25 protein-coding genes are annotated in these 25,222 nt (G+C 72.2%); 12 read left to right on the top strand and 13 right to left on the bottom strand.

The annotated features are described in order from the left end of the window. The 4 genes from nadC to ACIPWY_RS36605 are packed head-to-tail and all read right to left on the bottom strand — an operon-like array spanning window position 1 to window position 4,659. Window positions 1-987, bottom strand: coding sequence for a carboxylating nicotinate-nucleotide diphosphorylase (nadC, locus tag ACIPWY_RS36620; protein WP_393699705.1), 987 nt, complete (start codon window positions 985-987; stop codon window positions 1-3). Between the two features lie 5 nt (window positions 988-992). After that, window positions 993-2,747: an L-aspartate oxidase gene (locus ACIPWY_RS36615; RefSeq protein ID WP_393699703.1), complete on the bottom strand. Its 1,755-nt coding sequence runs from the start codon at window positions 2,745-2,747 to the stop codon at window positions 993-995. Then, on the bottom strand, window positions 2,744-3,733 hold the full coding sequence (panC, locus tag ACIPWY_RS36610; protein ID WP_393699701.1) for a pantoate--beta-alanine ligase: 990 nt from the start codon (window positions 3,731-3,733) through the stop codon (window positions 2,744-2,746). Before panC ends, ACIPWY_RS36615 begins: the two co-directional genes overlap by 4 nt. Then, on the bottom strand, window positions 3,730-4,659 hold the full coding sequence (locus ACIPWY_RS36605; protein WP_401536701.1) for a Rossmann-like and DUF2520 domain-containing protein: 930 nt from the start codon (window positions 4,657-4,659) through the stop codon (window positions 3,730-3,732). The genes panC and ACIPWY_RS36605 overlap by 4 nt, the downstream gene beginning before the upstream one ends. Window positions 4,660-4,818: 159 nt before the next feature. On the opposite strand from ACIPWY_RS36605, the gene ACIPWY_RS36600 reads away from it, so the two are divergent. Further along, on the top strand, window positions 4,819-6,018 hold the full coding sequence (locus ACIPWY_RS36600) for a threonine aldolase family protein (protein WP_393699699.1): 1,200 nt from the start codon (window positions 4,819-4,821) through the stop codon (window positions 6,016-6,018). On the opposite strand, the gene ACIPWY_RS36595 is transcribed toward ACIPWY_RS36600, so the two are convergent. Beyond that, entirely contained in the window at window positions 6,015-6,284 is a 270-nt protein-coding gene (locus tag ACIPWY_RS36595; protein ID WP_393699786.1) for a hypothetical protein, read from the bottom strand. The genes ACIPWY_RS36600 and ACIPWY_RS36595 overlap by 4 nt on opposite strands. Before the next feature lie 166 nt (window positions 6,285-6,450). Between ACIPWY_RS36595 and ACIPWY_RS36590 the strand changes: the two genes are divergently transcribed. Then, a complete protein-coding gene (locus tag ACIPWY_RS36590) occupies window positions 6,451-7,557 on the top strand; it encodes a DUF5937 family protein (RefSeq protein WP_362900902.1) in 1,107 nt (368 codons plus the stop codon). Between the two features lie 37 nt (window positions 7,558-7,594). Here ACIPWY_RS36590 and ACIPWY_RS36585 read toward each other — a convergent pair whose 3' ends face one another. Then, window positions 7,595-8,269 carry a response regulator transcription factor gene (locus ACIPWY_RS36585; RefSeq protein WP_362900904.1) on the bottom strand — a complete coding sequence of 225 codons (675 nt, stop codon included), beginning with the start codon at window positions 8,267-8,269 and terminating at the stop codon, window positions 7,595-7,597. A 31-nt stretch (window positions 8,270-8,300) separates the two neighbouring features. Next, a complete protein-coding gene (locus ACIPWY_RS36580; RefSeq protein ID WP_362900906.1) occupies window positions 8,301-9,503 on the bottom strand; it encodes a sensor histidine kinase in 1,203 nt (400 codons plus the stop codon). A gap of 118 nt (window positions 9,504-9,621) precedes the next feature. On the opposite strand from ACIPWY_RS36580, the gene ACIPWY_RS36575 reads away from it, so the two are divergent. Beyond that, entirely contained in the window at window positions 9,622-10,668 is a 1,047-nt protein-coding gene (locus ACIPWY_RS36575) for an SAM-dependent methyltransferase (protein ID WP_393699696.1), read from the top strand. Here the strand turns inward: ACIPWY_RS36575 and ACIPWY_RS36570 are convergent. Continuing rightward, window positions 10,633-11,784, bottom strand: coding sequence for an NADH-quinone oxidoreductase subunit D (locus ACIPWY_RS36570; RefSeq protein ID WP_393699694.1), 1,152 nt, complete (start codon window positions 11,782-11,784; stop codon window positions 10,633-10,635). The genes ACIPWY_RS36575 and ACIPWY_RS36570 overlap by 36 nt on opposite strands. Window positions 11,785-11,815: 31 nt before the next feature. Here ACIPWY_RS36570 and ACIPWY_RS36565 point away from each other — a divergent pair, with 31 nt between their 5' ends. Then, window positions 11,816-12,328, top strand: a complete 513-nt coding sequence (locus ACIPWY_RS36565; RefSeq protein ID WP_362900912.1) for a PH domain-containing protein — start codon at window positions 11,816-11,818, stop codon at window positions 12,326-12,328. Then, window positions 12,325-13,671 carry a PH domain-containing protein gene (locus ACIPWY_RS36560; protein WP_393699692.1) on the top strand — a complete coding sequence of 449 codons (1,347 nt, stop codon included), beginning with the start codon at window positions 12,325-12,327 and terminating at the stop codon, window positions 13,669-13,671. The genes ACIPWY_RS36565 and ACIPWY_RS36560 overlap by 4 nt, the downstream gene beginning before the upstream one ends. A gap of 117 nt (window positions 13,672-13,788) precedes the next feature. On the opposite strand, the gene ACIPWY_RS36555 is transcribed toward ACIPWY_RS36560, so the two are convergent. The 4 genes from ACIPWY_RS36555 to ACIPWY_RS36540 all read right to left on the bottom strand — a co-directional run bounded on the left by ACIPWY_RS36555 (window position 13,789) and on the right by ACIPWY_RS36540 (window position 17,522). After that, window positions 13,789-14,838, bottom strand: a complete 1,050-nt coding sequence (locus ACIPWY_RS36555) for a hypothetical protein (protein WP_393699690.1) — start codon at window positions 14,836-14,838, stop codon at window positions 13,789-13,791. Between the two features lie 130 nt (window positions 14,839-14,968). Then, window positions 14,969-15,946: an ABC transporter substrate-binding protein gene (locus tag ACIPWY_RS36550; protein WP_362900918.1), complete on the bottom strand. Its 978-nt coding sequence runs from the start codon at window positions 15,944-15,946 to the stop codon at window positions 14,969-14,971. Window positions 15,947-16,065: 119 nt separating this feature from the next. Next, the gene (locus tag ACIPWY_RS36545; RefSeq protein ID WP_362900920.1) at window positions 16,066-16,746 is read right to left on the bottom strand and encodes an ABC transporter permease; all 681 of its coding nucleotides are present in this window, start codon (window positions 16,744-16,746) and stop codon (window positions 16,066-16,068) included. Beyond that, window positions 16,743-17,522 carry an ABC transporter permease gene (locus tag ACIPWY_RS36540; protein WP_393699687.1) on the bottom strand — a complete coding sequence of 260 codons (780 nt, stop codon included), beginning with the start codon at window positions 17,520-17,522 and terminating at the stop codon, window positions 16,743-16,745. The genes ACIPWY_RS36545 and ACIPWY_RS36540 overlap by 4 nt, the downstream gene beginning before the upstream one ends. A gap of 184 nt (window positions 17,523-17,706) precedes the next feature. On the opposite strand from ACIPWY_RS36540, the gene ACIPWY_RS36535 reads away from it, so the two are divergent. Further along, window positions 17,707-18,855 carry a betaine/proline/choline family ABC transporter ATP-binding protein gene (locus tag ACIPWY_RS36535; RefSeq protein ID WP_362900924.1) on the top strand — a complete coding sequence of 383 codons (1,149 nt, stop codon included), beginning with the start codon at window positions 17,707-17,709 and terminating at the stop codon, window positions 18,853-18,855. Between the two features lie 28 nt (window positions 18,856-18,883). Here the strand turns inward: ACIPWY_RS36535 and ACIPWY_RS36530 are convergent, their stop codons facing one another. After that, window positions 18,884-19,999 (bottom strand): alpha/beta hydrolase, encoded by a 1,116-nt coding sequence (locus tag ACIPWY_RS36530; RefSeq protein ID WP_393699685.1) that lies wholly within the window; start codon window positions 19,997-19,999, stop codon window positions 18,884-18,886. Between the two features lie 185 nt (window positions 20,000-20,184). Between ACIPWY_RS36530 and ACIPWY_RS36525 the strand changes: the two genes are divergently transcribed. From ACIPWY_RS36525 to ACIPWY_RS36500, 6 genes are all read left to right on the top strand, one after another. Beyond that, the gene (locus tag ACIPWY_RS36525; RefSeq protein WP_393699683.1) at window positions 20,185-21,990 is read left to right on the top strand and encodes a phosphatidylglycerol lysyltransferase domain-containing protein; all 1,806 of its coding nucleotides are present in this window, start codon (window positions 20,185-20,187) and stop codon (window positions 21,988-21,990) included. Window positions 21,991-22,050: 60 nt separating this feature from the next. Beyond that, complete coding sequence (gene folP / locus ACIPWY_RS36520; protein WP_362900930.1) at window positions 22,051-22,917, top strand: dihydropteroate synthase; 867 nt, start codon at window positions 22,051-22,053, stop codon at window positions 22,915-22,917. Next, window positions 22,914-23,465: a nuclear transport factor 2 family protein gene (locus ACIPWY_RS36515; RefSeq protein WP_362900932.1), complete on the top strand. Its 552-nt coding sequence runs from the start codon at window positions 22,914-22,916 to the stop codon at window positions 23,463-23,465. The genes folP and ACIPWY_RS36515 overlap by 4 nt, the downstream gene beginning before the upstream one ends. A gap of 215 nt (window positions 23,466-23,680) precedes the next feature. After that, on the top strand, window positions 23,681-24,040 hold the full coding sequence (folB, locus tag ACIPWY_RS36510) for a dihydroneopterin aldolase (RefSeq protein WP_362900934.1): 360 nt from the start codon (window positions 23,681-23,683) through the stop codon (window positions 24,038-24,040). After that, window positions 24,037-24,648 (top strand): 2-amino-4-hydroxy-6-hydroxymethyldihydropteridine diphosphokinase, encoded by a 612-nt coding sequence (gene folK / locus ACIPWY_RS36505; protein WP_100597708.1) that lies wholly within the window; start codon window positions 24,037-24,039, stop codon window positions 24,646-24,648. The genes folB and folK overlap by 4 nt, the downstream gene beginning before the upstream one ends. Before the next feature lie 58 nt (window positions 24,649-24,706). Beyond that, complete coding sequence (locus ACIPWY_RS36500; protein WP_362900937.1) at window positions 24,707-25,195, top strand: DUF3180 domain-containing protein; 489 nt, start codon at window positions 24,707-24,709, stop codon at window positions 25,193-25,195. Window positions 25,196-25,222: the final 27 nt, after the last annotated feature.

Below are 25,222 nucleotides of genomic sequence, written 5' to 3'. Positions count from 1 at the left end.
CTACTCCGCCGCGCGCAGGTCGAGGCCGATGTCCAGGATCGGCGACGAGTGGGTCAGCGCGCCCACCGCGAGGAAGTCGACGCCCGTCGCTGCGTACTCGCGCGCGTTCGCCAGGGTCAGCCGGCCCGAGGACTCCAGGAGGGCGTGGCCGCCCACGATCGCGACGGCCTCCTGGGTCTCGGCCGGCGTGAAGTTGTCCAGGAGGATCAGGTCGGCGCCCGCCTCGACGACCTCGCGCAGCTGGTCCAGGGTGTCGACCTCGACCTCGACGGCGAGGCCCGGGAACGTCTCCCGTACGGCCTTGAAGGCCTGTGCGACGCCGCCGGCGGCGACCACGTGGTTGTCCTTGACCAGAGCCGCGTCCGAGAGCGACATGCGGTGGTTGACGCCGCCGCCCATGCGGACGGCGAACTTCTCCAGGGAGCGCAGGCCGGGCGTCGTCTTGCGGGTGTCGCGGACCTTCGCGGTGGTCCCCTCCAGAGCGTCCGCCCACGCGCGCGTGGCGGTCGCGATGCCGGAAAGGCGGCACAGGATGTTGAGGGCACTGCGCTCGGCGGTCAGCAGGTCGCGGGTGCGGGTGGTGACGCTGAGGAGCTTCTGCCCTGCGGTGATCCGGTCGCCGTCCTCCGCGTGCCGCTCGACCTCGAACTCGTCGGTGCAGACCACGGAGAGCACGGCCTCGGCGACGCGCAGGCCCGCCACGACGCCGTCCTCGCGGGCGGTGAAGTCGGCGGTGGCGACGGCGTCCTCGGGGATGGTGGCGACGGTGGTGACGTCCACGCCGCCGTCCAGGTCCTCGGCAATGGCCATGTGCGCGATGTCCTCGACCTCCACGGGGTCGAGCCCCGCGTCGGCCAGGAGCTGGGCGAGGGCGGGGTCGAGGCCGCACTCCATCATGTCGCCCATGTCGGTGTCGGATCCGCCGCTGCAGCCGCAGCCGTCGCCGCAGCCGCCGCTCTCGGCGAGGGGGAGGTCGGGGGTACTCACGTCTCTCACAGCTCCTGCTGGTGTGTACGGCGCTCGGGGCGGGTCGGGGGGAATTCTGCGGTGGGCGTGGTGTGCGCGGCCAGCGTCCGGTCGGGATTCAGCCGTACGACGATGTGGCGGCGCCATTGTGCGTCGTCGCGGTCGGCGTGGTCCTCGCGCCAGTGGCAGCCGCGGGTCTCCTCGCGGCGGCGGGCCGCGGCGACGAGGACGCGGGCGACGCACAGGAGGTTGGTGGCCTCCCAGGTGTCGACGCCGGGCTCCGCCGTCTTGCCGTTCTCCACGAGGGCGCCCGCCGCCTCGGCGTGGATGCGGCCGAGGCCCGCGGCGGCCTCGGCGAGCGAGTCCGCGGAGCGGAGCACTCCGGCGCCCTGCGTCATGACGCGCTGGATGGCGAGCCGTGCCTCGGACGGCATCAGGGGGTGGGTCGGGGTCTCCGGGTACGCCACGGGGGCGGGCACGCGCGCGTGGAGGCCGTTTTCCCGGTGGCTCGCGACGATGTCGTCCGCGATGCGCTCGGCGTAGACCAGGCCCTCCAGGAGGGAGTTGGAGGCGAGGCGGTTCGCGCCGTGGACGCCGGTGCAGGCGACCTCTCCGCACGCGTACAGGCCGGGGACCGTCGTGCGGCCCTGGAGGTCCGTGCGGACTCCCCCGGACGCGTAGTGGGCGGCCGGCGCCACGGGGATGGGCTCGGTGACCGGGTCGATGCCGTGGGCGCGGCAGGCGGCGAGGATCGTGGGGAACCGGTTCTCCCACATCTCGGCGCCGAAGTGCCGGGCGTCGAGGTACATGTGCTCGGCGCCCTGTTCCAGCATGCGGCGCGTGATGCCCTTGGCGACGATGTCACGGGGCGCGAGCTCGGCCAGTTGGTGCTGGCCGACCATGAAGCGCACCCCGTCGGCGTCGACGAGGTGGGCGCCCTCGCCGCGTACGGCCTCGGAGACCAGCGGCTGCTGGCCCTCCGCGTCCGCGCCGAGGAAGAGCACTGTCGGGTGGAACTGCACGAATTCGAGGTCGGACACCTCTGCGCCCGCGCGCAGGGCGAGCGCGACGCCGTCGCCCGTGGAGACGTGCGGGTTGGTGGTCGCCGAGAAGACCTGGCCCATGCCGCCGGTCGCGAGGACCACGGCGGGAGCGAGCGCCGCGCCGACGCCGTCGTGCTGGCCCTCTCCCATGACGTGCAGGGAGACGCCCGCCGTGCGGCCGTCGGCGTCCGTGAGGAGGTCGAGGACGAGGGCGTTCTCGACGGTCCTGATGCCCCGTGCGCGTACCGCCTCGACGAGGGCGCGGGAGATCTCGGCGCCGGTGGCGTCGCCGCCCGCGTGCGCGATGCGCCGGCGGTGGTGGCCGCCCTCACGGGTGAGCTCGAGGTCGCCGTCGGCCGACTCGTCGAAGTGGGCGCCGGTCGCGATGAGGCGGCGTACGGCGTCGGGGCCCTCCGTGACGAGGGTGCGGACCGCCTCCTCGTCGCACAGGCCGACGCCCGCGACGAGCGTGTCGTCGAGATGCTGCTCGGGGGTGTCGCCCTCGCCGAGCGCCGCGGCGACGCCGCCCTGCGCCCAGCGCGTGGAGCCGTCGTCGAGGCGGGCCTTGGTGACGACGACGGTGCGCAGTCCGGCCGCCTGGCAGCGCAGGGCCGCAGTGAGTCCGGCGACACCGGAGCCGACGATCACGACGTCGGCGGTGACGGACCAACCGGGCGCGGGCGCGTGCAGGCGTATGCCGGTCGACGTGCCGGTGGCTGTGTTCCCTGTAGCACTCATACGGGAGCTCCGAAGGTCAGGGGGATGTTGTCGATCAGCCGCGTCGCGCCGACCCTGGCGGCGACGGCGAGCACGGCCTCTCCGGTGTAGCCGTGCTCCACCTCGGTGAAGTCGGCCGGGTCTACGAGGGCGAGGTAGTCCAGCGTGAGCGGCGGCCGGACGCGGGCGGCCTCGTCGAGGACCTGGCGGGCCGCGGCGCGGACGGCTTCGGGGCCGCCGGGCGAGGCCTTCGCGACGGCGTGCGCGTCGGCGGCGGCGCGCGCCTCGCCTATCGCGTTCAGGGCGTCGGCACGCGCGTGCGTGGAGGGCGCTTCGTGGGCACGCGCGCGCAGCGCCTCCTGGGCGGCGTGCCGGTCGCCGCCGGCGAAGAGCGCCTGGGACAGGGCGAGCGCGGTGCGCCGCTCGTCGGCGGCGAGGTAGCGGTTGCGGCTGGAGAGGGCGAGGCCGTCGTGCTCGCGCACGGTGGGCACGCCGACGATCTCCACGGGGAAGTTCAGGTCGCGCACCATGCGCCGGATCAGGGCGAGCTGCTGGGCGTCCTTCTGCCCGAACAGGGCGATGTCGGCCACGGTCAGGTGCAGCAGCTTGGCGACGACGGTGAGCATGCCGTCGAAGTGGCCGGGGCGCGACGCGCCTTCGAGGCGCTCGCCCATGGGGCCCGCGGTGACGCGGACCTGCGGCTCGCCGCCGGGGTAGACCTCGTCCACGGAGGGCGCGAACACGACGTCGGCGCCCGCCTGTTCGGCGATCTTGACGTCGGAGTCGAGGGTGCGCGGATAGCGGTCGAGGTCCTCGCCCGCGCCGAACTGGAGCGGGTTCACGAAGACGGTCGTCACCACTTCGCCGTCGGCGCCGGCGATCGAGCGGGCCGTGCGGATCAGCTCGGCGTGGCCGTCGTGCAGGGCGCCCATCGTCATGACGACGGCGCGGCGGCCCGCACGCGCGCGCGTGCGGAGCTCTTCGGCGGTGTGCAGCACAGTGGTCATCGCGGGTCTCCCTCGGCGCCGTCGGCCAGGACCCCGAGGAGGTCCTCGGCGAGTTCGGGCTTGAGCAGACCGTGCGCGAGGGCCCGGTCGGCGGTGGCGCGGGCCATCGCCAGGTATCCGGCGACGGTCTGGGGCGCGTGCTTGCGCAGCTCGGCGACATGGGCGGCGACCGTGCCCGCGTCCCCGCGCGCGACGGGGCCGGTGAGCGCCGCGTCACCGGACCTGAGGGCGTTGTCGAGGGCCGCGCCGAGCAGCGGGCCGAGCATCCGGTCGGGGGCTTCGACGCCCGCGTCCCGGAGCAGATCCATGGACTCGGCGACCAGCGTGACCAGGTGGTTCGCGCCGAGGGCGAGCGCCGCGTGGTAGAGCGGGCGCGACTCCTCACGGATCCACTCCGGCTCGCCGCCCATCTCGATGACGAGCGCCTCTGCGGCGAGCCGCAGCTCCTCGGGCGCGGTCACGCCGAAGGCGCACCCGGCCAGCCGCTGTACGTCCACGGGGGTGCCGACGAACGTCATGGCGGGGTGCAGCGCGAGCGGCAGCGCGCCGGCTCGCAGTGCGGGGTTGAGCACCTTGGCTCCGTACCGCCCCGAGGTGTGCGCGATCAGCTGTCCCGGGCGTACGGAGCCGGTCTCGACGAGCCCTTCCACGAGGCCGGGCAGCGCGTCGTCGGGCACCGTGAGGAGCACGAGTTCGGCGCGCGCGAGGACCTCGGCGGGCGTCACCACGGGGACGTCGGGCAGCATGAGGGCGGCCCGGCGCACGGATGCCTCGGAGACCGCGGAGACGGCGACGGGGCGGTGTCCCGCGAGGGCCAGGGCGGCCGCGAGGGCGGGACCGACACGGCCCGCGCCGACCACTCCGACGGTGAGCCGGGCGGGGCGGTCCCTGGGGTCGGTGGGTTCGGGTCGAGGAGGTGCGTTCACAGGACGACGGCCTTCCGTTCCAGTCCGCTCGGGGTACCGGACGATTTCTCGTCATGTTAACGCGATCTGCTCCAGGGGCTCCGGCCCCGTGGCCGGAGGCACTGATGGCACCCGTCACAGGCTGTGGGCAACCGCACGCGCGTACGACATCATCGGTGGATGACGGAGAGCGAAGACCAGCAGAGCCCCGCGGCGGACGACGCGACGAAGGCGCGGGCCCGCCGCGCCGCGGCCGTGCGGGGCGCCGAGCGGATCCTCGGGGCGCACGGCCTCGACACGACGATCGGTGACCGTCTGACGGCCCTCACGGAGGCCGCCTGGTCCGTCGCCGACCCCGGCCGGACCAGCGACCTGTACGGCGACGGCATCGTCGCCGACCTGGAGGAGCGCGTCGCGGGGCTCCTCGGTACCGAGGCGGCGGCCTACTTCCCCACCGGCACGATGGCGCAGCAGGTCGCCCTGCGCTGCTGGGCCGGCCGCACGGGGAACCCGACGGTCGCCCTGCACCCGATGGCACACCCGGAGCGGCACGAGCGCGGCGCCTTCGGCGCGCTGAGCGGCCTGCGCACCGTCCACCCGACGAGCGAGCCGCGGCTGCCGAACGCCGACGAGGTGCGCGACTTCGCCGAGCCCTTCGGCGCGCTGATGCTCGAACTGCCGCTCCGGGACGCCGGTTACGTGCTGCCCACCTGGGACGAGCTGGTCGCCGTCACCGAGGCGGCCAGGGAACGGGACGCCGTCGTCCACTTCGACGGGGCACGCCTTTGGGAGTGCACCCCCCACTTCGGGCGCTCCCTGGCCGAGATCGCCGATCTCGCCGACAGCGTGTACGTGTCGTTCTACAAGACCCTCGGCGGCCTCAGCGGGGCGGCGCTCGCCGGGCCCCGGTCGTTCGTCGACGAGGCGAAGACCTGGCGGCACCGTTACGGAGGCCAGCTCTTCCAGCAGTTCCCCGCGGTGCTCTCGGCCCTGGTCGGCCTGGAGCGGGAGCTGCCGCGCGTACCTGAGTACGTGGCCCACGCGCGCGTGGTCGCCGAGGCGCTGCGCGAAGGGTTCGCCGAGGCCGGGGTGCCGTGGGTGCGGGTGCACCCCGAGGTGCCGCACACGCACGAGTTCCAGGTCTGGCTGCCGTACAGCTCCGACCGGCTCGACGAGGCGTCGCTGACGCAGGCCGAAGAGACCCGGACGTCGCTGTTCCGGCGCTGGTCGGAGCAGGGTCCTCCGGGGCTTTCGGTCACCGAGGTCACGGTGTCCGCACGCGGCCTCGAATGGACCGCCGACGACGTCCGCGCGGCCGTCGCGGACTTCGTGGCGCGGATCCCCGGGACGGCGGGAACCACGCCTTCTGCGAGCGCCTAGCAGCCCGCTTCTTCGAGCGCCTGGCAGCCCGCCGGCCTCTGTCGTGTGTGGGTCAGGCGGGCCAGGGCCGCCCGGATCCGGCCGCGCGCCGGGCGGCCGGCGATGACCGCGTCGAAGCGGCGGTGGTCGCGCAGCTCGCGGATGGTCTTCCAGTCGTGGAGGCCCGGCGCGGGCGGGGCGGGCTCGCCGTGCTGGGAGGCGCGGTAGACATCCAGTGCGTACTGCTGGGTGATGCTCATGACGTACCCCTCGCTCGTCTTCATCATTGTCACGCGATGACCATGAATGCGGCTTTCCATAGCGAATGTTGGTGTTTGCCGCTTCGGTCCGACCTGAACGAGACTCCGCCCGACGACCCCGCCCGGTCACGTCGATTGACGGGAGCCGTCAATCGAGAACTCGGTTGTCCGGCCCTGCGTGCACCATGGGGTCATGAGCGTGAGCATCGACATCAGCAGGCTGGCCCCGGAGCGGATCAGCGTCGTGCCCTCGCCCCTGTCCGAGCTGGGCATGGCGCTGCACGCGCTGGCCGAGCCCGCACACCACCCGGGGCTCCAGGGCTGGACGACCGCGGTGTCCGCACGCCTCGACCCGTGCCTGGCGGACCGGCTCTGCGAGGCGGACTTCCTGTGGCGCGCGACGTTCTCGGACGTGTTCTCGCCGTTCGCCGGGATCCCGGGCCGGGCCGCCCTGCCCGGCGCCACCCTCGCCGAGGAACTCGACCTCCTCGACAAGCTGACCGACCGTCAATTCGTGGACGCCGCACTGGAGTTCACCTGCCAGAACAGCTACGCGACGCGTGAGGCCAACCCGCTGGACGACCCGGACATGCGCCGCCGCGCCATGGACCTCGCGGCCACGCGCGGCCTGCCCCAGGTCCAGTTCACCCAGCGGCTCCTGGACGACCCGCCCGCCGTGCGCGCCTGGTTCCGAAGGCTCGTGGAGGACTGCGAGGAGGCGTTCTTCGCGGACATCTGGGCCCGCGTCCACCACCAGCTGGCGGCCGACGCGCGGCACAAGACCGAGCTCCTGAGACGCAAGGGCCTGGCCGAGGCGCTGACGGCGGTGTCCTCGGTCGTCACACTCGACGAGGCGGCGAACCTGATCACGGTCGACAAGATCACCGTGGGCCGTACGTTCACGGAGGACGGCGGCCTCGTCCTCGTGCCGACCAGCCTCGGCTGGCCGCACCTCATGGTGCTGCACCGCTTCGGATGGCAGCCGGTGATCACGTACCCCGTCGGCTCACCCGGCCTCACCACACCGGCCACCGTCGAGCAGCTCACGCGCCGGATGACGGCCCTCGCACACCCCGTCCGCATGCGGCTGTGCCGCCACCTCGCACGCGGCGCGTACACGACGAGCGAGCTGTCCGACGCGCACGGGATGACGGCACCGGAGATATCCCGGCATCTGACCGTGCTCAAGAAGGCGGGCCTGATCACCACACGCCGCCGGGGCCGCTACGTCCAGCACCAGCTGGACCTGACGGCCGTCGCCCGCCTGGGCAGTGACTTCATCGAGGGCGTACTGCGCTAGGGGCTGGCCGAGGGTGTACTGCGCCAGGAGACGCCGGTCAGGCCGCCCCGCCGCCCGCCCGCACGAGTCCCGTCTCGTAGGCGAGTACGACGACCTGGACGCGGTCGCGCAGGTTCAGCTTGGTGAGGATGCGGCCCACGTGCGTCTTCACGGTCGCCTCCGACAGGACGAGCCGGGCGGCGATCTCGCCGTTCGACAGGCCCTGCGCGACGAGGATCATGACCTCGCGCTCGCGCTCGGTCAGCCGGCCGAGCTCGGCGAGCTGCGGCTCCTTCCCGGAGCTGGGCAGCATCGGCGCGAAGCGGTCGAGCAGCCGCCGCGTCGTCGACGGCGCGACCACCGCGTCGCCGCTGTGCACGGCCCGGATCGCGCCGAGCAGCTCGCCGGGCGGCACGTCCTTGAGCATGAACCCCGACGCCCCGGCCTTCAGCCCCGAGAAGGCGTACTCGTCGAGGTCGAACGTCGTCAGGATGAGGACCTTCGGCGGGTTCTCGTCCATGCAGATCCGCCGCGTCGTCTCCACGCCGTCCAGCTTCGGCATGCGGACGTCCATCAGGACCACGTCGACCGCCGTGCCGCGCAGCACCTCAAGGGCCTCGACCCCGTCGCCCGCCTCGGCGACGACCTCCATGTCCGGCTGGGCGGCGAGCACCATCCGGAAACCGGTGCGCAGCAGCACCTGGTCGTCGACGAGCATCACGCGGATCGCCATGAAGGGGGTCCCTTTCGGTACGTGTACGAGGTCAGTGGGCGGGCTTGAGCGGAAGCAGGGCGCTGATCCGGAATCCGCCGCCGGGACGCGGTCCCGCGTCGAGCGTCCCGCCGACCATACCGACGCGCTCCCGCATGCCGATGAGCCCGTGCCCGCGGCCGTCGGCGCCCCCGTCCTCGTACAGCTCGTGCGGGGCGCCCTTGCCGTCGTCCTCGACCAGCAGGCCGAGGCCGTCGTCGAAGTAGACGAGCCGGACGCTCGCGCCCGCGTTCGCGCCGCCGTGCTTACGGGTGTTGGTGAGCGCCTCCTGCACGATGCGGTACGCGGTCAGCTCCACGCCGCTGGGCAGCGGGCGCGGGGTGCCCTCGACCTTGAAGTCGACGGGCAGGCCCGCGGTGCGCACCTGCTCTATCAGCTCGTCGAGCTGCTCGACGTCGGGCTGCGGCACGTACTCGCCGCTCTCCTGGTGCTCACCGGTACGCAGCACTCCGAGGAGGCGCCGCATTTCGGCGAGCGCCTGCCGGCCGGTCCCTGAGATCGTCTCCAGGGCCTTCCTCGCCTGCTCGGGAGCGGTGTCCATGACGTACGCGGCGCCGTCCGCCTGCACCACCATCACCGACACGTTGTGGGCGACGACGTCGTGCAGTTCCCGCGCGATCCGGGCCCGCTCTGCGGCGACCGCGACCTTCGACTGGGCCTCGCGCTCCTTCTCCAGACGGTCGGCGCGCTCCTCCAGCTGCGCCAGGTAGGCGCGGCGCGTGCGGACGGAGTCGCCGAGCACCCAGGCGAGCGCGAACGGCACCATCTGGAAGACCGTGAGCAGTACGTTGCCCGCGGTGCTCGTCTCGTGCATGGGCCAGCGCAGCTGCGCGAACGGCGCCGCGCACAGGCCGCCGATGAGCGCGAACCTGGACGCCCAGCGCGGACTGTCCGCCGCCACGGTGTAGATGATCACCAGCATCGCGAAGTCGGCCGGCAGCACCCGTACGTCCGCGACGAGCTGGAACACGCCCACGGCGGCGATGAGGATCAGCATCCGCTCGGGAACGCGCCTGCGCAGGGCGACGGCCAGGCTCAGCGCGAGGACGACGGGGATGCCGACGAGGCGGGCGTCGCCCTGCATGTTCTCCTGCCCCGCGACCAGACTCATGCCGGAGACCCCGAGGAGGACGACGGCCCAGAAGCTGTCGACCCACGTCGGGTGTCGGCGGAAAAAGTCGTAGAGGCGCTGCACGTAACCCAGCGTAAAGAAGCGTGCAGTGTGCAGGGGTCAACCGGAGGTGCGATCCGAGTGCCTCCGGCGTACTCCCCAAGGTGGAGGCCGCCCCCTCCTCGACACCTAGCCTTTCCCTGTGACGAACGAGCAGCGGGGTGCGGGGCGTGGGTGGCGCGAGGCGACGGAGGAGGCGCTGTACGGGCCCAGCGGCTTCTATCGCAGCCCTGAGGGACCCGCGGGGCATTTCCGCACGTCGGTGCATGCGTCGCCGCTGTTCGCCGGGGCCGTCGCGCGGCTTCTGTGCCGGGTGGACGAGTCGCTCGGTGGTCCTGCCGAGCTGGCCTTCGTCGACATGGGCGCGGGCCGCGGCGAGCTGGTGACGGCCGTACTGGAGGCACTGCCCGCCGAGGTGGCGGCCCGCACGCGCGCGTACGCGGTGGAACGGGCGGAGCGTCCCGCCGGCCTCGACCACCGCATCGAGTGGCGCGCGCACCCCCCGAGGGGGGTCACCGGACTCCTCTTCGCGAACGAGTGGCTGGACAACGTCCCCCTGGACGTCGTCGAGACCGACGCCTCCGGAGTGCCGCGCCGGGTCCTCGTGCGGGAGGACGGGACCGAGGCGCTCGGGGAGCCGGTGGTGGAAGGCCCGGAGGCGGACTGGCTGGCCCGGTGGTGGCCGCTCGCCGGCGAACCGGGGCTCCGCGCGGAGATCGGCCTCCCCAGGGACACCGCCTGGGCGGCGGCCACGGGGGCGCTGGAGCGCGGTGTGGCGGTCGCCGTCGACTATGCGCACTCCCGGGAGGCCCGGCCACCCTTCGGGACGCTCACGGGCTTCCGTGAGGGCCGCGAGACACCGCCCGTGCCGGACGGCTCGTGCGACATCACGGCCCATGTGGCGTTCGACGCGTGCGCGCTCCCGGGCGCCCTGCTGCTCACGCAGCGCGCGGCCCTGCACGCCCTCGGGGTGAGCGGTGGCCGTCCGCCGCTGGCACTCGCCTCCAGCGATCCTGCGGCCTACGTACGGGCCCTCTCCGGGGCCGGCGAGGCCGCCGAGCTGACCGCGGCGGGCGGGCTCGGCGACTTCGGGTGGCTGGTGCAGCCCGTCGGCGTACGGGTGCGGGACCTGCTGCTCGTCGATGCCACCGACCTACTTGTCGATGTCACCGACGACGAAGAACAGTGACCCGAGGATCGCGACCATGTCCGCGACGAGCGTCCCGGGCAGCAGCTCGGTGAGCGCCTGGATGTTGTTGTACGAGGCGGACCGCAGCTTGAGCCGGTACGGCGTCTTCTCGCCCTTGCTGACCAGGTAGTAGCCGTTGATCCCGAGCGGGTTCTCGGTCCACGCGTACGTGTGGCCCTCGGGCGCCTTGAGTACCTTCGGGAGGCGCTGATTGACGGGGCCGGGCGGCAGCTCGGCGAGCCGGTCCAGGCAGGCGTCGGCGAGGTCGAGCGCGTTGTGGGTCTGCTCCAGGAGGACCTCGAAGCGCGCCAGGCAGTCACCCTCGCTGCGCGTGACGACCTTCAGGGTGTCCTGGAGCTCCCCGTACGCGAGGTACGGCTCGTCGCGGCGCAGGTCGAAGTCGACTCCGGCGGCGCGGGCGATCGGACCGCTCACCCCATAGGAGTGCACCGCCTCCGGAGAGAGCACGCCCACGTCGCGCGTGCGGCCGCGGAAGATCTCGTTGCCGAGGACCAGGTCGTCGTACACGCCCATGCGCGAGCGCACCGAGGCGACCGCCTCACGCGCGCGGGTGGTCCAGCCGGCCGGCATGTCCTCCTTGAGGCCGCCGACGCGGTTGAACATGTAGTGCATGCGGCCGCCGGACATCTCCTCCATGACGTTCTGGATTTCCTCGCGCTCCCGGAAGGCATAGAACACCGGGGTGATTCCGCCCAGTTCGAGCGGGTACGAACCAAGGAACATCAGGTGGTTGAGGACCCGGTTCAGCTCCGCGAGCAGGGTGCGCAGCCACACCGCGCGCTCAGGGACCTCCATGCCGAGCATCCGCTCGACGGCGAGCACGACCCCGAGCTCGCTCGAAAAGGCGGAGAGCCAGTCGTGGCGGTTGGCCAGCATCACGATCTGCCGGTAGTCGCGGGCCTCGAAGAGCTTCTCCGCGCCGCGGTGCATATAGCCGATGACCGGCTCGGCGTGCTGGATGCGCTCGCCGTCGAGGACGAGGCGCAGGCGCAGAACCCCGTGCGTGGACGGGTGCTGCGGGCCGATGTTGAGCACCATGTCGGTGGTCTCGGCGGCGCCGCCGATGCCGACCGTCGTCTCCCTCGTGGGCGTCATGAGAACAGTGTCTCGTACGTAGGGTGGGTGCATGGAAACGGGGACTGAGGGGACGGCGGCTCCGAAGGCGGGAGCCGGGGCGGAGCCGGTGTGGACCGGGCTTCCCAGGGGGCTGCTGAAGGTGCGCAGGCTGCTGCTCGTGCTGTGGCTCGTGCCGCTGACGGTGGCGGTGGGGGTGCTGCTCGGGGTGTTCGCCGGGGGCGTGTGGGCGGTGTTCGCGCTGCTGCCGCTGGCCGGGCTGCTGTGGGGATGGCCGATGCTCGGGCGCAACTGGCGCTCGTGGCGCTACGCGGAGCGCGCCGACGACCTGCTGATCAGCCGGGGCGTCCTGTGGCGCGAGGAAACGATCGTGCCGTACGGGCGCATGCAGCTCGTCGAGGTCACGTCCGGGCCCCTCGAGCGGAAGTTCGGGCTCGCGAGCCTTCAGCTGCACACGGCGGCCGCGGCGACCGACGCCACGATCCCGGGCCTGACGCCCGCCGAGGCCGAGCGCCTGCGCGACCGGCTCACCGAACTCGGCGAGGCCCGATCGGCGGGGCTGTGACGGTCCCGGACGTCCACGAGGACGTACGGGACCAGGGCGCGCCCGCCGAGGCGCCGGAGCGGCGCCTGCACCCCGTCACGCCGCTGCGCCGCGCCTGGGCGCCCGTCGCGATCGTCCTCGGCTGGGCGGCCCACGACCTGAACGAGGCCCAGCGCAGGCTCGCCCAGCTCACCGCGACCACCCTCCTCGTCGGCCTCGCCGTACTGATCCCGGCCGCCGCCCTCTACGGGTTCCTGACCTGGTGGTTCACGCACTTCTCCGTCACCGACACCGAACTGCGCATACGTACCGGCCTGTTGTTCCGCCGCACCGCCCACATCCGGCTCGACCGGATCCAGGCCGTGGACGTCACCCAGCCGCTGCTCGCCCGCTTCGTGGGCGTCGCCAAGCTCAAACTGGACGTCGTCGGCACGGACAAGAAGGACGAACTCGCCTATCTCGGCGAGCGAGAAGCCCGCGAACTGCGCGCCGAACTCCTCGCCCGCGCGGCCGGGTTCGCGCCCGACACCGTGCGCGGCGTCGGCGAGGCACCGGCCGAGCAGATCCTGCACGTGCCGCCCCGCATGCTCGCCGTCGCGCTCCTGCTCACCGGCGGGCCGTGGGCCATGCTGCTCGCCGCGGTCGTCGTGCCGACGCTGCTGTGGTTCGCCACCCACAACCTGTGGACGGTGCTCGCGGTGGCCCTCCCGCTCGTGGGCGGCGCGGGCACGAACAGCGTGGGCCGCTTCATCAAGGAGTACGACTGGACGGTGGGCGAGTCGCCGGACGGCCTGCGCATAGACCACGGCCTCCTCGACCGCGACCACGAGACGGTGCCGCCGGGGCGGGTGCAGACCGTCCGGATCGTGGAGCCGCTGTTGTGGCGGCGGCTCGGCTGGGTGCGCGTGGAACTGGCCGTGGCCGGCTCGTCGAACTCCGTCCTGGTGCCGGTCGCGCCGCGCGAGATCGCACAGGGCTTGGTGGAGCGGGTGCTTCCGGGAGTGACGGTCCCTGGGGAGGAGGCGTTCATCCGGCCGCCGAAGCGCTCGGCGTGGTGCATGCCCTTCTGGTGGCGGGGCTACGGGCTCGCGACGACCGACGCCGTGTTCGCGTCCCGGCACGGCCTGGTGCGGCGGCGGCTCGCGCTGGTGCCGCACGCGAAGGTGCAGAGTGTGCGGCTCACGCAGGGGCCCTGGGAGCGGTTCCGGGGTGTGGCCGACGTCCATGTGGACACGGGCGCCAACAAGACGGTGACGGCCCGGCTGCGGGACGCCGGGGAGGCGGCGGAACTCCTGCGCTCGCAGGCGGACCGCTCACGCACGGGGCGGAAGGTGGCACGGCCGGACCGCTGGATGGCTTCGTGAGGACGACGGCATGACGATGGGGCGGGGCCTCGGTGTGACACACACCGAGGCCCCGCCCCATTCACGTCCTACGTGCTGACGTCTCCGCCGCCGGAACCACGTCCCCGGCGCCGCAACCTACGCCCGCATCGCCGATCGCAGCTCCGCCACGTCGATCTGTTCCGTCTCGTCGTGCGCGGTCAGGTCGATGACCTGGCTGACGCCCTCGCCCGTGGTCGTGGCGTCGGCCTGCTTGAAGTCGGCCTCCGCGTCCGCCTTGTGGAGCGCGAACGCTTCCTCGCCGACGACGTCCGCCAGGTCCGCGTTCTGCACGGCCTCCAGGGCCGCGGGCGCCACGCCCTTCGTACCGAAGAAGTCGAATCCGCCCTCGGCCAGGGGCCGCCGCACCGCCGCGGGCGGCACGACCGCCGCCGCGGCCGGGACGGTGAAGTGGCCGGGGACGCCGGACGGCAGGGCGGCCACGTGCTCGTGCTCCTGTGCGCGGGCCGCCTCGGGCTTCCCCTGCGGCTCACCGCCCTCGGGAGCCTCGGCCTTCGGGCCGTCGCCCCGCCGGGGGTTCGCGGCGCGCGCCATACGGTCGAGCGCGGCGTTCGCCCGCAGGTAGAGGACCGGGGAAGTCACCGGCGCGCCGGCCGACGCGGCGCGCTGCGCCGGGACGACCTCGGCGCCGGGTGCCGGGGAGGGGGCCGCGGGCAGCGCACGCGCCGGGGCCGAGGCCTCTATGGCGAGCTGTCTGCGGCCCTCAAGGGCACTGGCCCGCTCCGTCTCCGCCGTCGCGTAGCGCCGCAGCAGGGCCGCGTGCTCGTTGCGCAGGGCCGCCAGCTCCGTGCGCTTGCCGCGCAGCTTCGCCTCCAGCTTGAGGCGCAGCTCACGCGACTCCTCGAGGTCGGTCTCCAGTTCGGCGACCCGCTCGTCGTGGCGCCACTCGTCGCTCGCCCGCGACCGGTTCAGCTCGGCGACGCGCTTGCCCGCGAGCCGGTCCCAGCGGCGCATGACGACCGCGCCCACCACGGCGGCGCAGGCGGCGGCACCGGCCAGGCCGCGCAGCACGAGCGGCTCCGCGGTCAGCCAGGCGCCGGCCGCGCAGACGAGCGGGACGCCTGCGATCGCCGAGGGGGGAAGCAGCCTGTGCAGGGGTGGGGAATGGCGGTGACGTCCACGTGGCATGGCCAGAAACTTACCGCGCGTAGGCGAATCGTGGTGCCCCGGCAGCCAAAATCCCGTGGTCTTCTGTCCCTCCGCTCCCATTTCACCCCTGCACTCGGCGTGTTTGCCGATCAGTTCCCCCGCGGACCGTTCAGTTCTTCAAGAGGCCCTTCGACTGGAGATAAGCCTTGGCCACATCGGCTTCCTTCTGGCGTTCCGCATCGACCTTCCGGTTGAGCTCGACAAGATCGTCGGTCGTCAGGGTCTTGGTCAGCTTCCCGAGTACGCCGGCTATCTCCTTGTCGCCCGCGTCCTTGGTGTTCACGACCGGAACGATGTTGTCCGCGTTCTGGAGCTTCTTGTCGTCCTCCAGGAGCACCAGGCCGAAGTTCTTCAGCGTGGCGTCCGTGGTGGTCGTCAGGACCAGCTGGTCCTCACCGTTCTTGACGGCCTGCTTGGCCTGCGTGGTGCCGACGCCCTTGGGGTCGATGCCGCTGACCTTGATGCCGTACGTCTTCTCGAGACCCGGGGCGCAGAAGGGCCGCTTCTCGCATTCGTCACCGGCCGCGATCTTGACCTTCTGGCCGGACTTGCCGAGGTCCGAAAGGGTCTTCAGGTGGTGCTGCTTCGCGTAATCCGCGCTCACCGCGAAGGCGTTCTGGTCGACGGCCTCTCCGGCGTCGAGCACGGTCAGTCCCTCGGGACCGGCGAGTCCGCGCAGCGCGGTGACCGTCGCGTCAAGATCACTTGAGGCGACGGGCTTGGCGTCCGCGCCGTTCTTCTTGAGATTGAGGAATTCCGCGAGCGTCGCCGCGTATTCGGGAACGACGTCGATCGCGCCCTTGGCGAGCTGGGGCTCGTAGATCTCGCGGTTCTCGACGGTCTTGACCGAGGCGGAGTATCCGGCGTCGGCGAGAACCTGCTTGTAGAGCTCCGCCATCACCTTCGACTCGGTGAACCCGGCGGCGCCGACGACGACCGTGCCCTTCTTGCCTCCGCCCGCCGAGCCCGAGTCGGCCTTGTCGCTCTTGCCGCCCTCCAGGCTGTCCCCGCCGCACGCGGTGAGCCCGGTGGTGAGCGCGCCGACGGCGACCGCCGCCACGGCGATCCGTCGCGTTCTGCTGTTCATCGTTGTCCACCCAATCGAAAGCCGGAATGATCGAAAAGCCGTAACGAGATGTCAAGTTGGCGTCCCGCCCACCGGGGCGCCCGTCGGGGTTCGGCCCGGCGCACCGCACCCGCCGGGATTCAGCGCGCCGCGCCGGAGCGGCCCCTCATCGGATTCAGGACCCGTCCCGCGCCCGCTAGGACGCCCTCCACAAGCAGCGCGAGCAACGCGACCAGGACGGCGCCGGCGACGACCTGAGGGGTGTCCTGGAGGTTGAACCCGGCCGTGATGATCCGCCCGAGCCCGCCCTTGCCGGCCATCGCGGCGAGCGTCGCCGTGGCGATCACCTGCACCGCCGCCAGCCGGATCCCGGTCATGACCATCGGGTACGCCAGCGGGAGTTCGACCCGGCGGAACACCTGCCCGCCGCTCATCCCCATCCCCCGCGCCGCCTCCACGACGGCCCGGTCGACCTCGCGCATCCCGATGTAGGCGTTGGTCAGCAGCGGCGGCACCGCGAACAGCACGAGCGCGATGAACGTCGGCAGGTCCCCCTGCCGGCCCAGCGGCGTCAGCGTGAGCAGGACGAGCACCGCGAGCGTGGGCACCGCACGGCCCGCGTTCGAGATGTTGACCGCGAGGCCGCCGCCCTTGCCGATGTGCCCGAGCCACAGCGCCAGCGGCAGGGCGATCAGGCAGGACACGGCCAGGGTGACGCCGCTGAAGTACAGGTGCTCGGCCAGGCGGTGCCACACCCCCTTGTCGCCCTGCCAGTTGGCCCCCGTCGTCAGCCAGTCGTAGGCCCCCGATATCGCGTTCATGCCGCCTGCGCCGCCTTCTCCGTACGTCGCTCCGCATCGTCCGGGCCGCCGTCCGGGCGGTCCGGACCGCCGGAGCGGTCCGTGCGTCTGCGTATTCGGGACGTCCCGGACGCGACGCGGGTCCAGGGGGTCAGCCACCGCTGGAGACAGAGCAGCAGCAGATCGGCGACCACCGCGAGGAGCACGCACAGCACGGATGCCGTGAGCACCTGGGCCTTGAAGTCGCTGTCGAGTCCGTCCATGATCAGCGTGCCCAGGCCGCCGTAGTCGACGATCGCGCCGACCGTCGTCAGCGCGACCGTGGAGACCGTCGCGATCCGCACGCCCGCGAGCATCGCGGGCAGCGCCAGCGGCAGTTCGACCTCCCACAGCAGCCGGACGGGCCCGTAACCCATGCCGCGGGCCGCTTCTCTGGCCTCGTCCGGCACGGCCTGGAGACCCGCCAGGAAGTTCCGCACCAGGATCGTCAGCGTGTAGAGGACGAGTCCGGTGATGACGAGCGAGGCGGAGAGCCCGAACAGCGGGAGCAGCAGCGAGAACATCGCCAGCGACGGGATCGTGTAGAGCACCGTCGTCAGGCCGAGCACCGGGCCCGCGAAGGCGCGCCGGTGCCGGGCGAGGAGGGCCAGCGGGAAGGCGATCAGCACGCCGATCACGACGGAAGCGGCCGTGATGCCGATGTGCTGGACGACCGCGTCGACCAGCTCCTGCCTGCGGGTTCGCAGGTATTCCCCGCACACCCACTCGTTGGTCACCATGCAGTTGGGACTGCTCACCCGCCCCACCTCCCCCGAATCCCCGTACATATGTCTTGAAACCGCTCGCGCGAGCGCCTGATTCCGACTGCGGACGACCCTAGCCCCCACCACTGACAATCGCCGAGACCCCTCGTCACGACGCAACATGGCCTTCACACAGCAACCGCCCACAGGCGGCGGCAGCCCGGCACAATGGGGACCCATGATCCGGTTCGAGCACGTCACCAAGCGCTACGCCGACGGGACAACGGCCGTCGACGACCTGTCCTTCGAGGTGAACGAGGGGGAACTCGTCACGCTCGTCGGCCCGTCGGGCTGCGGCAAGACCACCACGATGAAGATGGTCAACCGGCTCATCGAACCGAGCGAGGGCCGGATATTCCTCGACGGCGACGACATATCCGACATCGACCCGGTCCAACTCCGGCGCCGCATCGGCTATGTGATCCAGCAGGTCGGCCTCTTCCCGCACAAGACGGTCCTCGACAACACCGCGACCGTCCCGCATCTCCTCGGCGTCAAGCGCGCCAAGGCCCGCGAGCGCGCCGCCGAACTCCTCGACCTCGTCGGCCTCGACCCGCGCACCTTCGGCGACCGCTACCCCGACCAGCTCTCCGGTGGTCAGCGCCAACGCGTCGGGGTCGCAAGGGCGTTGGCGGCGGATCCGCCCGTGCTCCTGATGGACGAGCCCTTCGGCGCGGTCGACCCGGTCGTGCGCGAACACCTGCAGAACGAATTCCTCCGCCTTCAGCAGGCCGTGCGCAAGACGGTCCTGTTCGTGACGCACGACATCGAGGAGGCCGTCCGCCTCGGCGACCGGATCGCCGTGTACGGGCAGGGCAGGATCGAGCAGTTCGACACCCCGTCGACCGTCCTCGGGGCGCCCGCGACCGACTACGTGGCCGACTTCGTCGGCGCGGACCGCGGCCTGAAGCGGCTCTCCGTCACGCCCATCGAGGAGAGCGACGTGGAGCAGCCGCCGGTCGTGCATCTCGACGACCCGCTGCCGGCGAAGCTCGACGCCCCCTGGGCGGTGGTCCTCGACGGCGACAACAACCTGCACGGCTGGATCTCCGCGGAGCACGCGCGCGTGCAGAGCGGCACGGTCCGCGAGCACGCCCGGCGCATGGAGGCCTGGCTGCCCGTCGGCGCCTCCCTCAAGCAGGCGTTCGCCACGATGCTCCAGCACGACGCGGGCTGGATCGCCGTCATCGACGAGCACAGCGAGGGCCGCTTCCTCGGCGTCCTCACCCCGGCGCGGCTGCACGAGGCGCTGCGCCGCTCGACGGCCGCGGACGCCCGGGACATCCCGCGCGCGGAGGTCGAGCTGGAGACCGTGACGGGGGCCTGAGGGCGCGTGAGGCCCGAAGCCCCCTGCGTTACCCCGTGATGCGTGCGCTCAGCCACGCCAGCGTGGCCGGGATCTCGCGGCGCCAGGTGTTGAAGTTGTGGCCGCCGCTGTCCAGGACGATCGACGAGATCTCGGTGGGCGGCTTCACCCTACGGATGAAGCTCATCGTGTTCCCGTAGTTGCTCTCGCCGTGCTTGCTGGTGGTGACGAGCAACGACGTGGCGGGCGGCGTCCCGTGGGCCAGGGTCCGCATCAGGTCGGCGCGCCGCTCCAGCGCCGCGTCGCCGTGGAAGAGGTCGCCCGTGGTCGGGTCGATGGGCGCCTTGTAGTACGCGGACAGGCCCGCCCCCGCGCCGTAGACACGGGGGTGGTGGATGGCGAGCTTCAGGGCGCAGTAGCCGCCCGTGGAGTCGCCCACGATGCCCCAGCCGCCGGGCTTCTTGGCGACCCTGTAGTGCGCCGAGATCACCTGGGGCAGGTCCTGGGCGAAGAACGTCTCCGTCCGCGGGCCGTCCGGCACGTCCACGCACTCCGTGTCCCGCGGCGGCGCCACGGTCGGGCGCATCATCACCAGGATCATCGGCCGCATGGCCCCCGCTCTGGCCTGCTCGTGGGCGGTGGTCGGGTAGCGCAGTCCCTTGATGAGCGCCTCGGCGGTGCCGGGGTATCCGGTGAGGACGACCGAGGCAGGGAAAGTACGGGTCTTGTCGCCGCCCTTGAAGTATTCGGGCGGCAGATACACGTACGCGGAGGTGGCGATGTGCGAGTGCTGCCCGACGATGTCGACCTTCTGGATCTGGCCGCCGAGTTCGGGCCGTGAGCCGCCCGGCACGTTCACGTACCGCGTACCGACCACCTGCAGGGGCCCCCGGGTGCCGACCGAGCCGAGGTCGGACACCACGCCCTGGGCCTGCTCCCGCCCGAGGAGGTCGTTCCACGTCGCGTAGAACCCGAACGCCTGGTTGACCGCGAGTCCGACCGAGAGGAAGACCGCGAGCTGCGTCGCGAGCAGCACGCCCACCCGCCCGGCGACGGATCCCCAGGTGCGGCCCGCCAGCCGTGGCCACAGCCAGACCGTTCCGGCGAAGAGGAGCACGGCCAGAACGACCGCAAGCGCAAGGACCTTGCTGCTCGTGAGACCCATCGTGCTGAACCCGCCTGCGCTTTCTGGCTTCTGAACCTTTTCCACCGGTTTACCTGGCCGAGTGAACCCGCCTCCCACAAGTCCCGTCCTAGAGGGCGCAATGTGGCCGGATGCCGGAAATGGCACCGGCTTCGAACCCTTTCGCGGAACTACGGGATGCGATGTCTGTCAGGATAGATGCCGATATGTCAGGCGGGGTTCCGGGCAGGACGCGGTACCTGCACCGGATACTGCGCGGCCCCCGGCCCGAGACCGTCCCCGTCCTGATCACCCGGGCCTGCATCCTCGTCGGACTCCTCGACGTCGCGGCGGGCGTCTTCCCCCGGTTCCGGCACAGCCGCATGCACACGCTGGCCGAGGTCCTGCCCGGCGCCCTCGGCCCGTTCGCGGCCGCACTCGCCATCAGTACGGGCGTCCTGCTGCTCCTCCTCGCGCACGGGCTGCGCCGCCACAAGCGGCGGGCCTGGCGCGCCGCCGTGGTGCTGCTGCCGCTCGGCGCGCTCGCGCAGTTCGCGTACCGGCACTCCCTGTTCGGTGTGCTGATCCCGCTCGTGCTTCTCACGCTGCTGCTGCGCCACCGGAGTGAGTTCGCCGCGCTGCCCGACCCGCGCAGCCGCTGGCGGGCGCTCGCGAACTTCGTGCTCATGGGCGCCGGTTCCCTCGTCATCGGCCTCGCCGTCGTCAGCGCGCACCCGAAGAAACTGGTGGGCGACCCGAGCCTGTCCGACCGCCTGGAGCACGTCCTGTACGGCCTGTTCGGCATGGACGGACCCGTCGACTACGCGGGCCGCACCTCCTCGACCGTCGCCTGCTCGCTCGGCGCCCTCGGCCTGCTCACCGCGCTGACGACCGTCTATCTGGCGTTCCGCCCCGAACACCCGGCCGCCCGCCTCACCGAGGACGACGAGGCGCGGCTGCGCACCCTCCTGGACAAGCACGGCGCCCGCGACTCCCTCGGCCACTTCGCGCTCCGCCGCGACAAGGGCGTCGTCTTCTCCCCCAGCGGCAAGGCGGCCGTCTGCTACCGCGTCGTGTCGGGCGTGATGCTCGCGAGCGGCGACCCCGTAGGGGACGTGGAGGCATGGCCCGGAGCCATCGAACGGTTCATGGACGAGGCCAAGGCCCACTCGTGGACCCCCGCCGTCATGGGCTGCTCCGAGACGGGCGGCGAGGTGTGGACCCGCGAGACCGGCCTCGACGCGCTCGAACTGGGCGACGAGGCGGTGGTGGAGACCGCGGATTTCTCCCTGGCCGGGCGTGCGATGCGCAACGTACGCCAGATGGTCAAGAGGATCGAGCGCAATGGCTACGAGACCCGGGTACGGCGCATCCGTGACCTCGGCGACCAGGAACTGGAGCGGATCCGGCGCGCCGCCGACGACTGGCGCGGCACCGACAGCGAACGCGGCTTCTCCATGGCGCTCGGCCGCATCGGCGACGCGTCGGACGGCGACTGCCTGGTCGCCACGGCCCACAAGGCCGACAACCCGGCGGGCCCGCACGACGACCTGAAGGCCGTACTCCACTTCGTCCCCTGGGGCACCGACGGCGTCTCCCTCGACCTGATGCGCCGCGACCGCTCCGCCGACCCCGGCATGAACGAACTCCTCATCGTGGCCGCCCTCCACGCCGCCCCGAAGCTCGGCATCACGCGGATCTCGCTGAACTTCGCGATGTTCCGCGCGGCCCTCGCGCGCGGCGAGAAGATCGGCGCGGGCCCGGTCCTGCGGGCCTGGCGCGGACTGCTCGTCTTCCTGTCCCGCTGGTTCCAGATCGAGTCGCTGTACCGGTTCAACGCGAAATTCCGGCCGCGCTGGGAACCCCGCTTCGTGGTCTACCGCTCCCCGCGCGACCTGCCCCGGATCGGCATCGCCGCCCTGCGGGCGGAGGGCTTCGTGAACCTCGGCCTGCCGCCCGTCCTGCGCCGCCGGACGGCCGCGCCCCGCCCCTGCGCGCACGACGGCGGCCGGCGCGGGGTGCGGGCCGCCTGAGGCCCGTCCGCAGTCCGGCCGTGGCACGGCCACCGGGCCGCCGGGCCTAGGCTTGAAGACATGAGCACGTCGCAGGGCCGTCGCGGCCACGTCACAGGCCTTCCCGAATGGGACCGCTGCGCGGTCATGGGAGTCGTCAATGTGACGCCCGATTCCTTCTCCGACGGCGGACGCTGGTTCGACACGACGGCCGCCGTGAAACACGGCCTCGACCTGGTCGCCCAGGGCGCCGACCTGATCGACGTCGGCGGTGAGTCGACCCGCCCCGGCGCCACCCGCGTCGACGAGGACGAAGAGCTCAAGCGCGTCATCCCTGTCGTGCGGGGCCTGTCCTCCGAGGGCGTCGCCGTGTCCGTCGACACGATGCGCGCGAGTGTGGCCGAACGCTCCCTGGCAGCCGGCGCCTCCCTCGTCAACGACGTCAGCGGCGGCCTCGCCGACCCGGCGATGATCCCCGTGGTCGCCGCGGCGGGTGCCCCCTTCGTCGTCATGCACTGGCGCGGCTTCCTGGAGGGAGGCAACGTCAAGGGCACGTACGAGGACGTGGTCTCCGAAGTCGTCGCCGAGCTCCACGCACGCGTGGATGCCGTGATCGAGGGCGGCATCGCCCCCGAGCGCATCGTCGTGGACCCGGGCCTCGGCTTCTCCAAGGAGGCCGCCCACGACCTCAAGCTCCTGGCGCACCTGGAGGAGCTGCGCGCGCTCGGCCACCCCCTGCTGGTCGCCGCGTCCCGCAAGCGGTTCCTCGGCCATGTCCTGGCCGGCGAGCAGGGTGCACCGCCGCCCCCGGCCCGCGAGCGCGACGCCGCCACGGCCGCCGTCTCCGCCATCGCGGCCCACCAGGGCGCCTGGGCGGTCCGCGTCCACGAGGTCCGCGCGACGGCGGACGCGGTCCGTGTCGCCCGCGCCGTAGAGGGAGCCCAGTGACCCCACCGAGGGAGCCCGACGAGCCGCTCGGCGCGGCAGCCCGGCGCACCGACGCGGAGGCCGTGGACCGCGCCAACCGCGCCTTCTACGAGGCTCTGGAACGGGCCGACTTCGATCTGCTGACGACGCTCTGGCTCGCCCCCGAGGATGTCTCGTACAGCGAGGACTCCGACGAGGCCGAGGACACGTCCATCAGCTGCGTGCACCCCGGCTGGCCCGTGCTCACCGGCCGCGGCGGGGTCCTGCGCTCGTACGCGCTGATCATGGCGAACACCGAGTACATCCAGTTCTTCCTCACGGATGTGCACATCAGCATCGTCGCCGACACCGCTCTGATCACCTGCACCGAGAACATCCTCAGCGGCGGCCCGGCCCCCAAGGAGGGCGACGAACTCGGCCCGCTCGTCGGCCAGCGCGTCGTCGCCACGAATGTGTTCCGTCGCACACGTGACGGCTGGAAACTCTGGTCGCACCACGCGTCTCCCGTCCTCGCCGAGTCCGAAGGCGTGGGCGAGGACGGCGAAGAAAGCGACGAGACACCCTCCTGAGCGGCTCTTGACGGGGTAGGCGGGTCCGAACGAGGCCCCCACGGGATTGCCGAAGCGCGCTGGTGGGTAGGGGCGGCTACCAGCGGTGAGCCGTCCTGTCCATAGCCCCCGCGGGCGAGAGCTGTCGGTGCTCGCAGGTAGATTCGAACGAGGCGGATGTGCCGACCGCACTCGGTACGAACCCGCCGCTACCGACGATTGCAGGAGTGATTCGCGTGGATCGTGTCGCGCTGCGCGGCCTCAAGGCCCGCGGGCACCATGGCGTCTTCCCCAAGGAGCGCGAGGAAGGCCAGACCTTCATCGTGGACCTGGTGCTCGGACTGGACACACGCGCGGCCGCGGCCGACGACGACCTGGCGAAGACCGTGCACTACGGCATCGTGGCGGAGGAGGTCGTGGCCGTCGTCGAAGGCGATCCGGTCGATCTCATCGAGACGCTCGCCGAGCGCATCGCCGGGGCGTGCCTGAAGCACGAAGGAGTCCTGGAGGTCGAGGTCTGCGTCCACAAGCCGGACGCCCCGATCACCGTCCCCTTCGACGATGTGACCGTCACCATCACCCGGAGCCGAGTATGACTGCATCTTTCACCGAGGGCCCCAGCGACCCGACCGTACAGCCGGTGCCCGCCTCCGTGGTGGAGCAGGTGGACGCGGCCGACACCACGCTCTCCAACCCCAAAAACGCGGTGATCGCCCTCGGCTCGAACCTGGGGAACCGCCTGGAGACGATCCAGGGCGCCATCGACGCCCTGGAGGACACCCCCGGCGTCCGCGTCAAGGCCGTCTCGCCCGTCTACGAGACCGAGCCGTGGGGCGTCGAGCCGGGCAGCCAGCCCGCGTACTTCAACGCCGTGATCGTCCTCCGCACGACGCTTCCCCCGTCCTCCCTCCTGGAGCGGGCGCACGCCGTCGAGGAGGCCTTCCACCGCGTCCGTGACGAGCGCTGGGGCGCCCGCACGATCGACGTCGACATCGTCACGTACGCCGACGTCGTCTCCGACGACCCGGTGCTCACGCTCCCTCACCCGCGGGCGCACCAGCGGGCCTTCGTCCTCGCCCCCTGGTTCGACGTGGAGCCGGAGGCGCAGCTGCCGGGCCACGGGCCGGTCGCCGAGCTGCTCGCCGCGGTCACCCGCGAAGGCGTCGCGCCGCGCGCCGACCTGGAACTCCAGCTGCCCGAATAGTCGTTAGGGTCATGCGGGCACACGAAGACAGCGCGGGGACTGAGGGGCGACCACCGGAATGAAGCAACTGCGCATCAGGACGCTGGCCGGCCTCTTCCTGGTCGCCGGTGTACTGAGCTGGGCCGGCGCACGCCTGTGGGACTCGATCGGCACGCTGCCGCGGGTCCCGCTGGCGGCGCCGATCGTCCTGGCCGCGATCGCCGTGATCCTGCTGGCGACCGCGCTCTCCATCCGCTCCCGGCTACGCGCCCAGCGCGAGCGGCAGCCCGGTGCCAAGGGCGTCGACCCGCTGATGGCGGCCCGTGCCCTCGTCTTCGGCCAGGCCAGCGCCCTGGTGGCCGCCCTGGTCGCCGGGATGTACGGCGGCACGGGCGCGTTCCTGCTCGAACACCTCGATGTCCCGGCCCGCCGCGACCAGGCCATCTACGCCGGCTTCTCGGTCCTCACCGGCATCGCCGTGATAGCGGCCGCCCTCTTCCTGGAGCGCATCTGCAAGCTCCCGGAGGACGACGACGAAGGCCACGGCGGGGCCGCACCGGCGGCCTGACCCGCCGGGGTCCCGCCTGGGCCCGGG

The organism is Streptomyces sp. NPDC090032, from assembly GCF_044748025.1.
Lineage (GTDB): Bacteria > Actinomycetota > Actinomycetes > Streptomycetales > Streptomycetaceae > Streptomyces.
The sequence above is the reverse complement of the archived record's forward strand: the minus strand, read 5'-3'. Positions and strand labels throughout refer to the sequence as shown.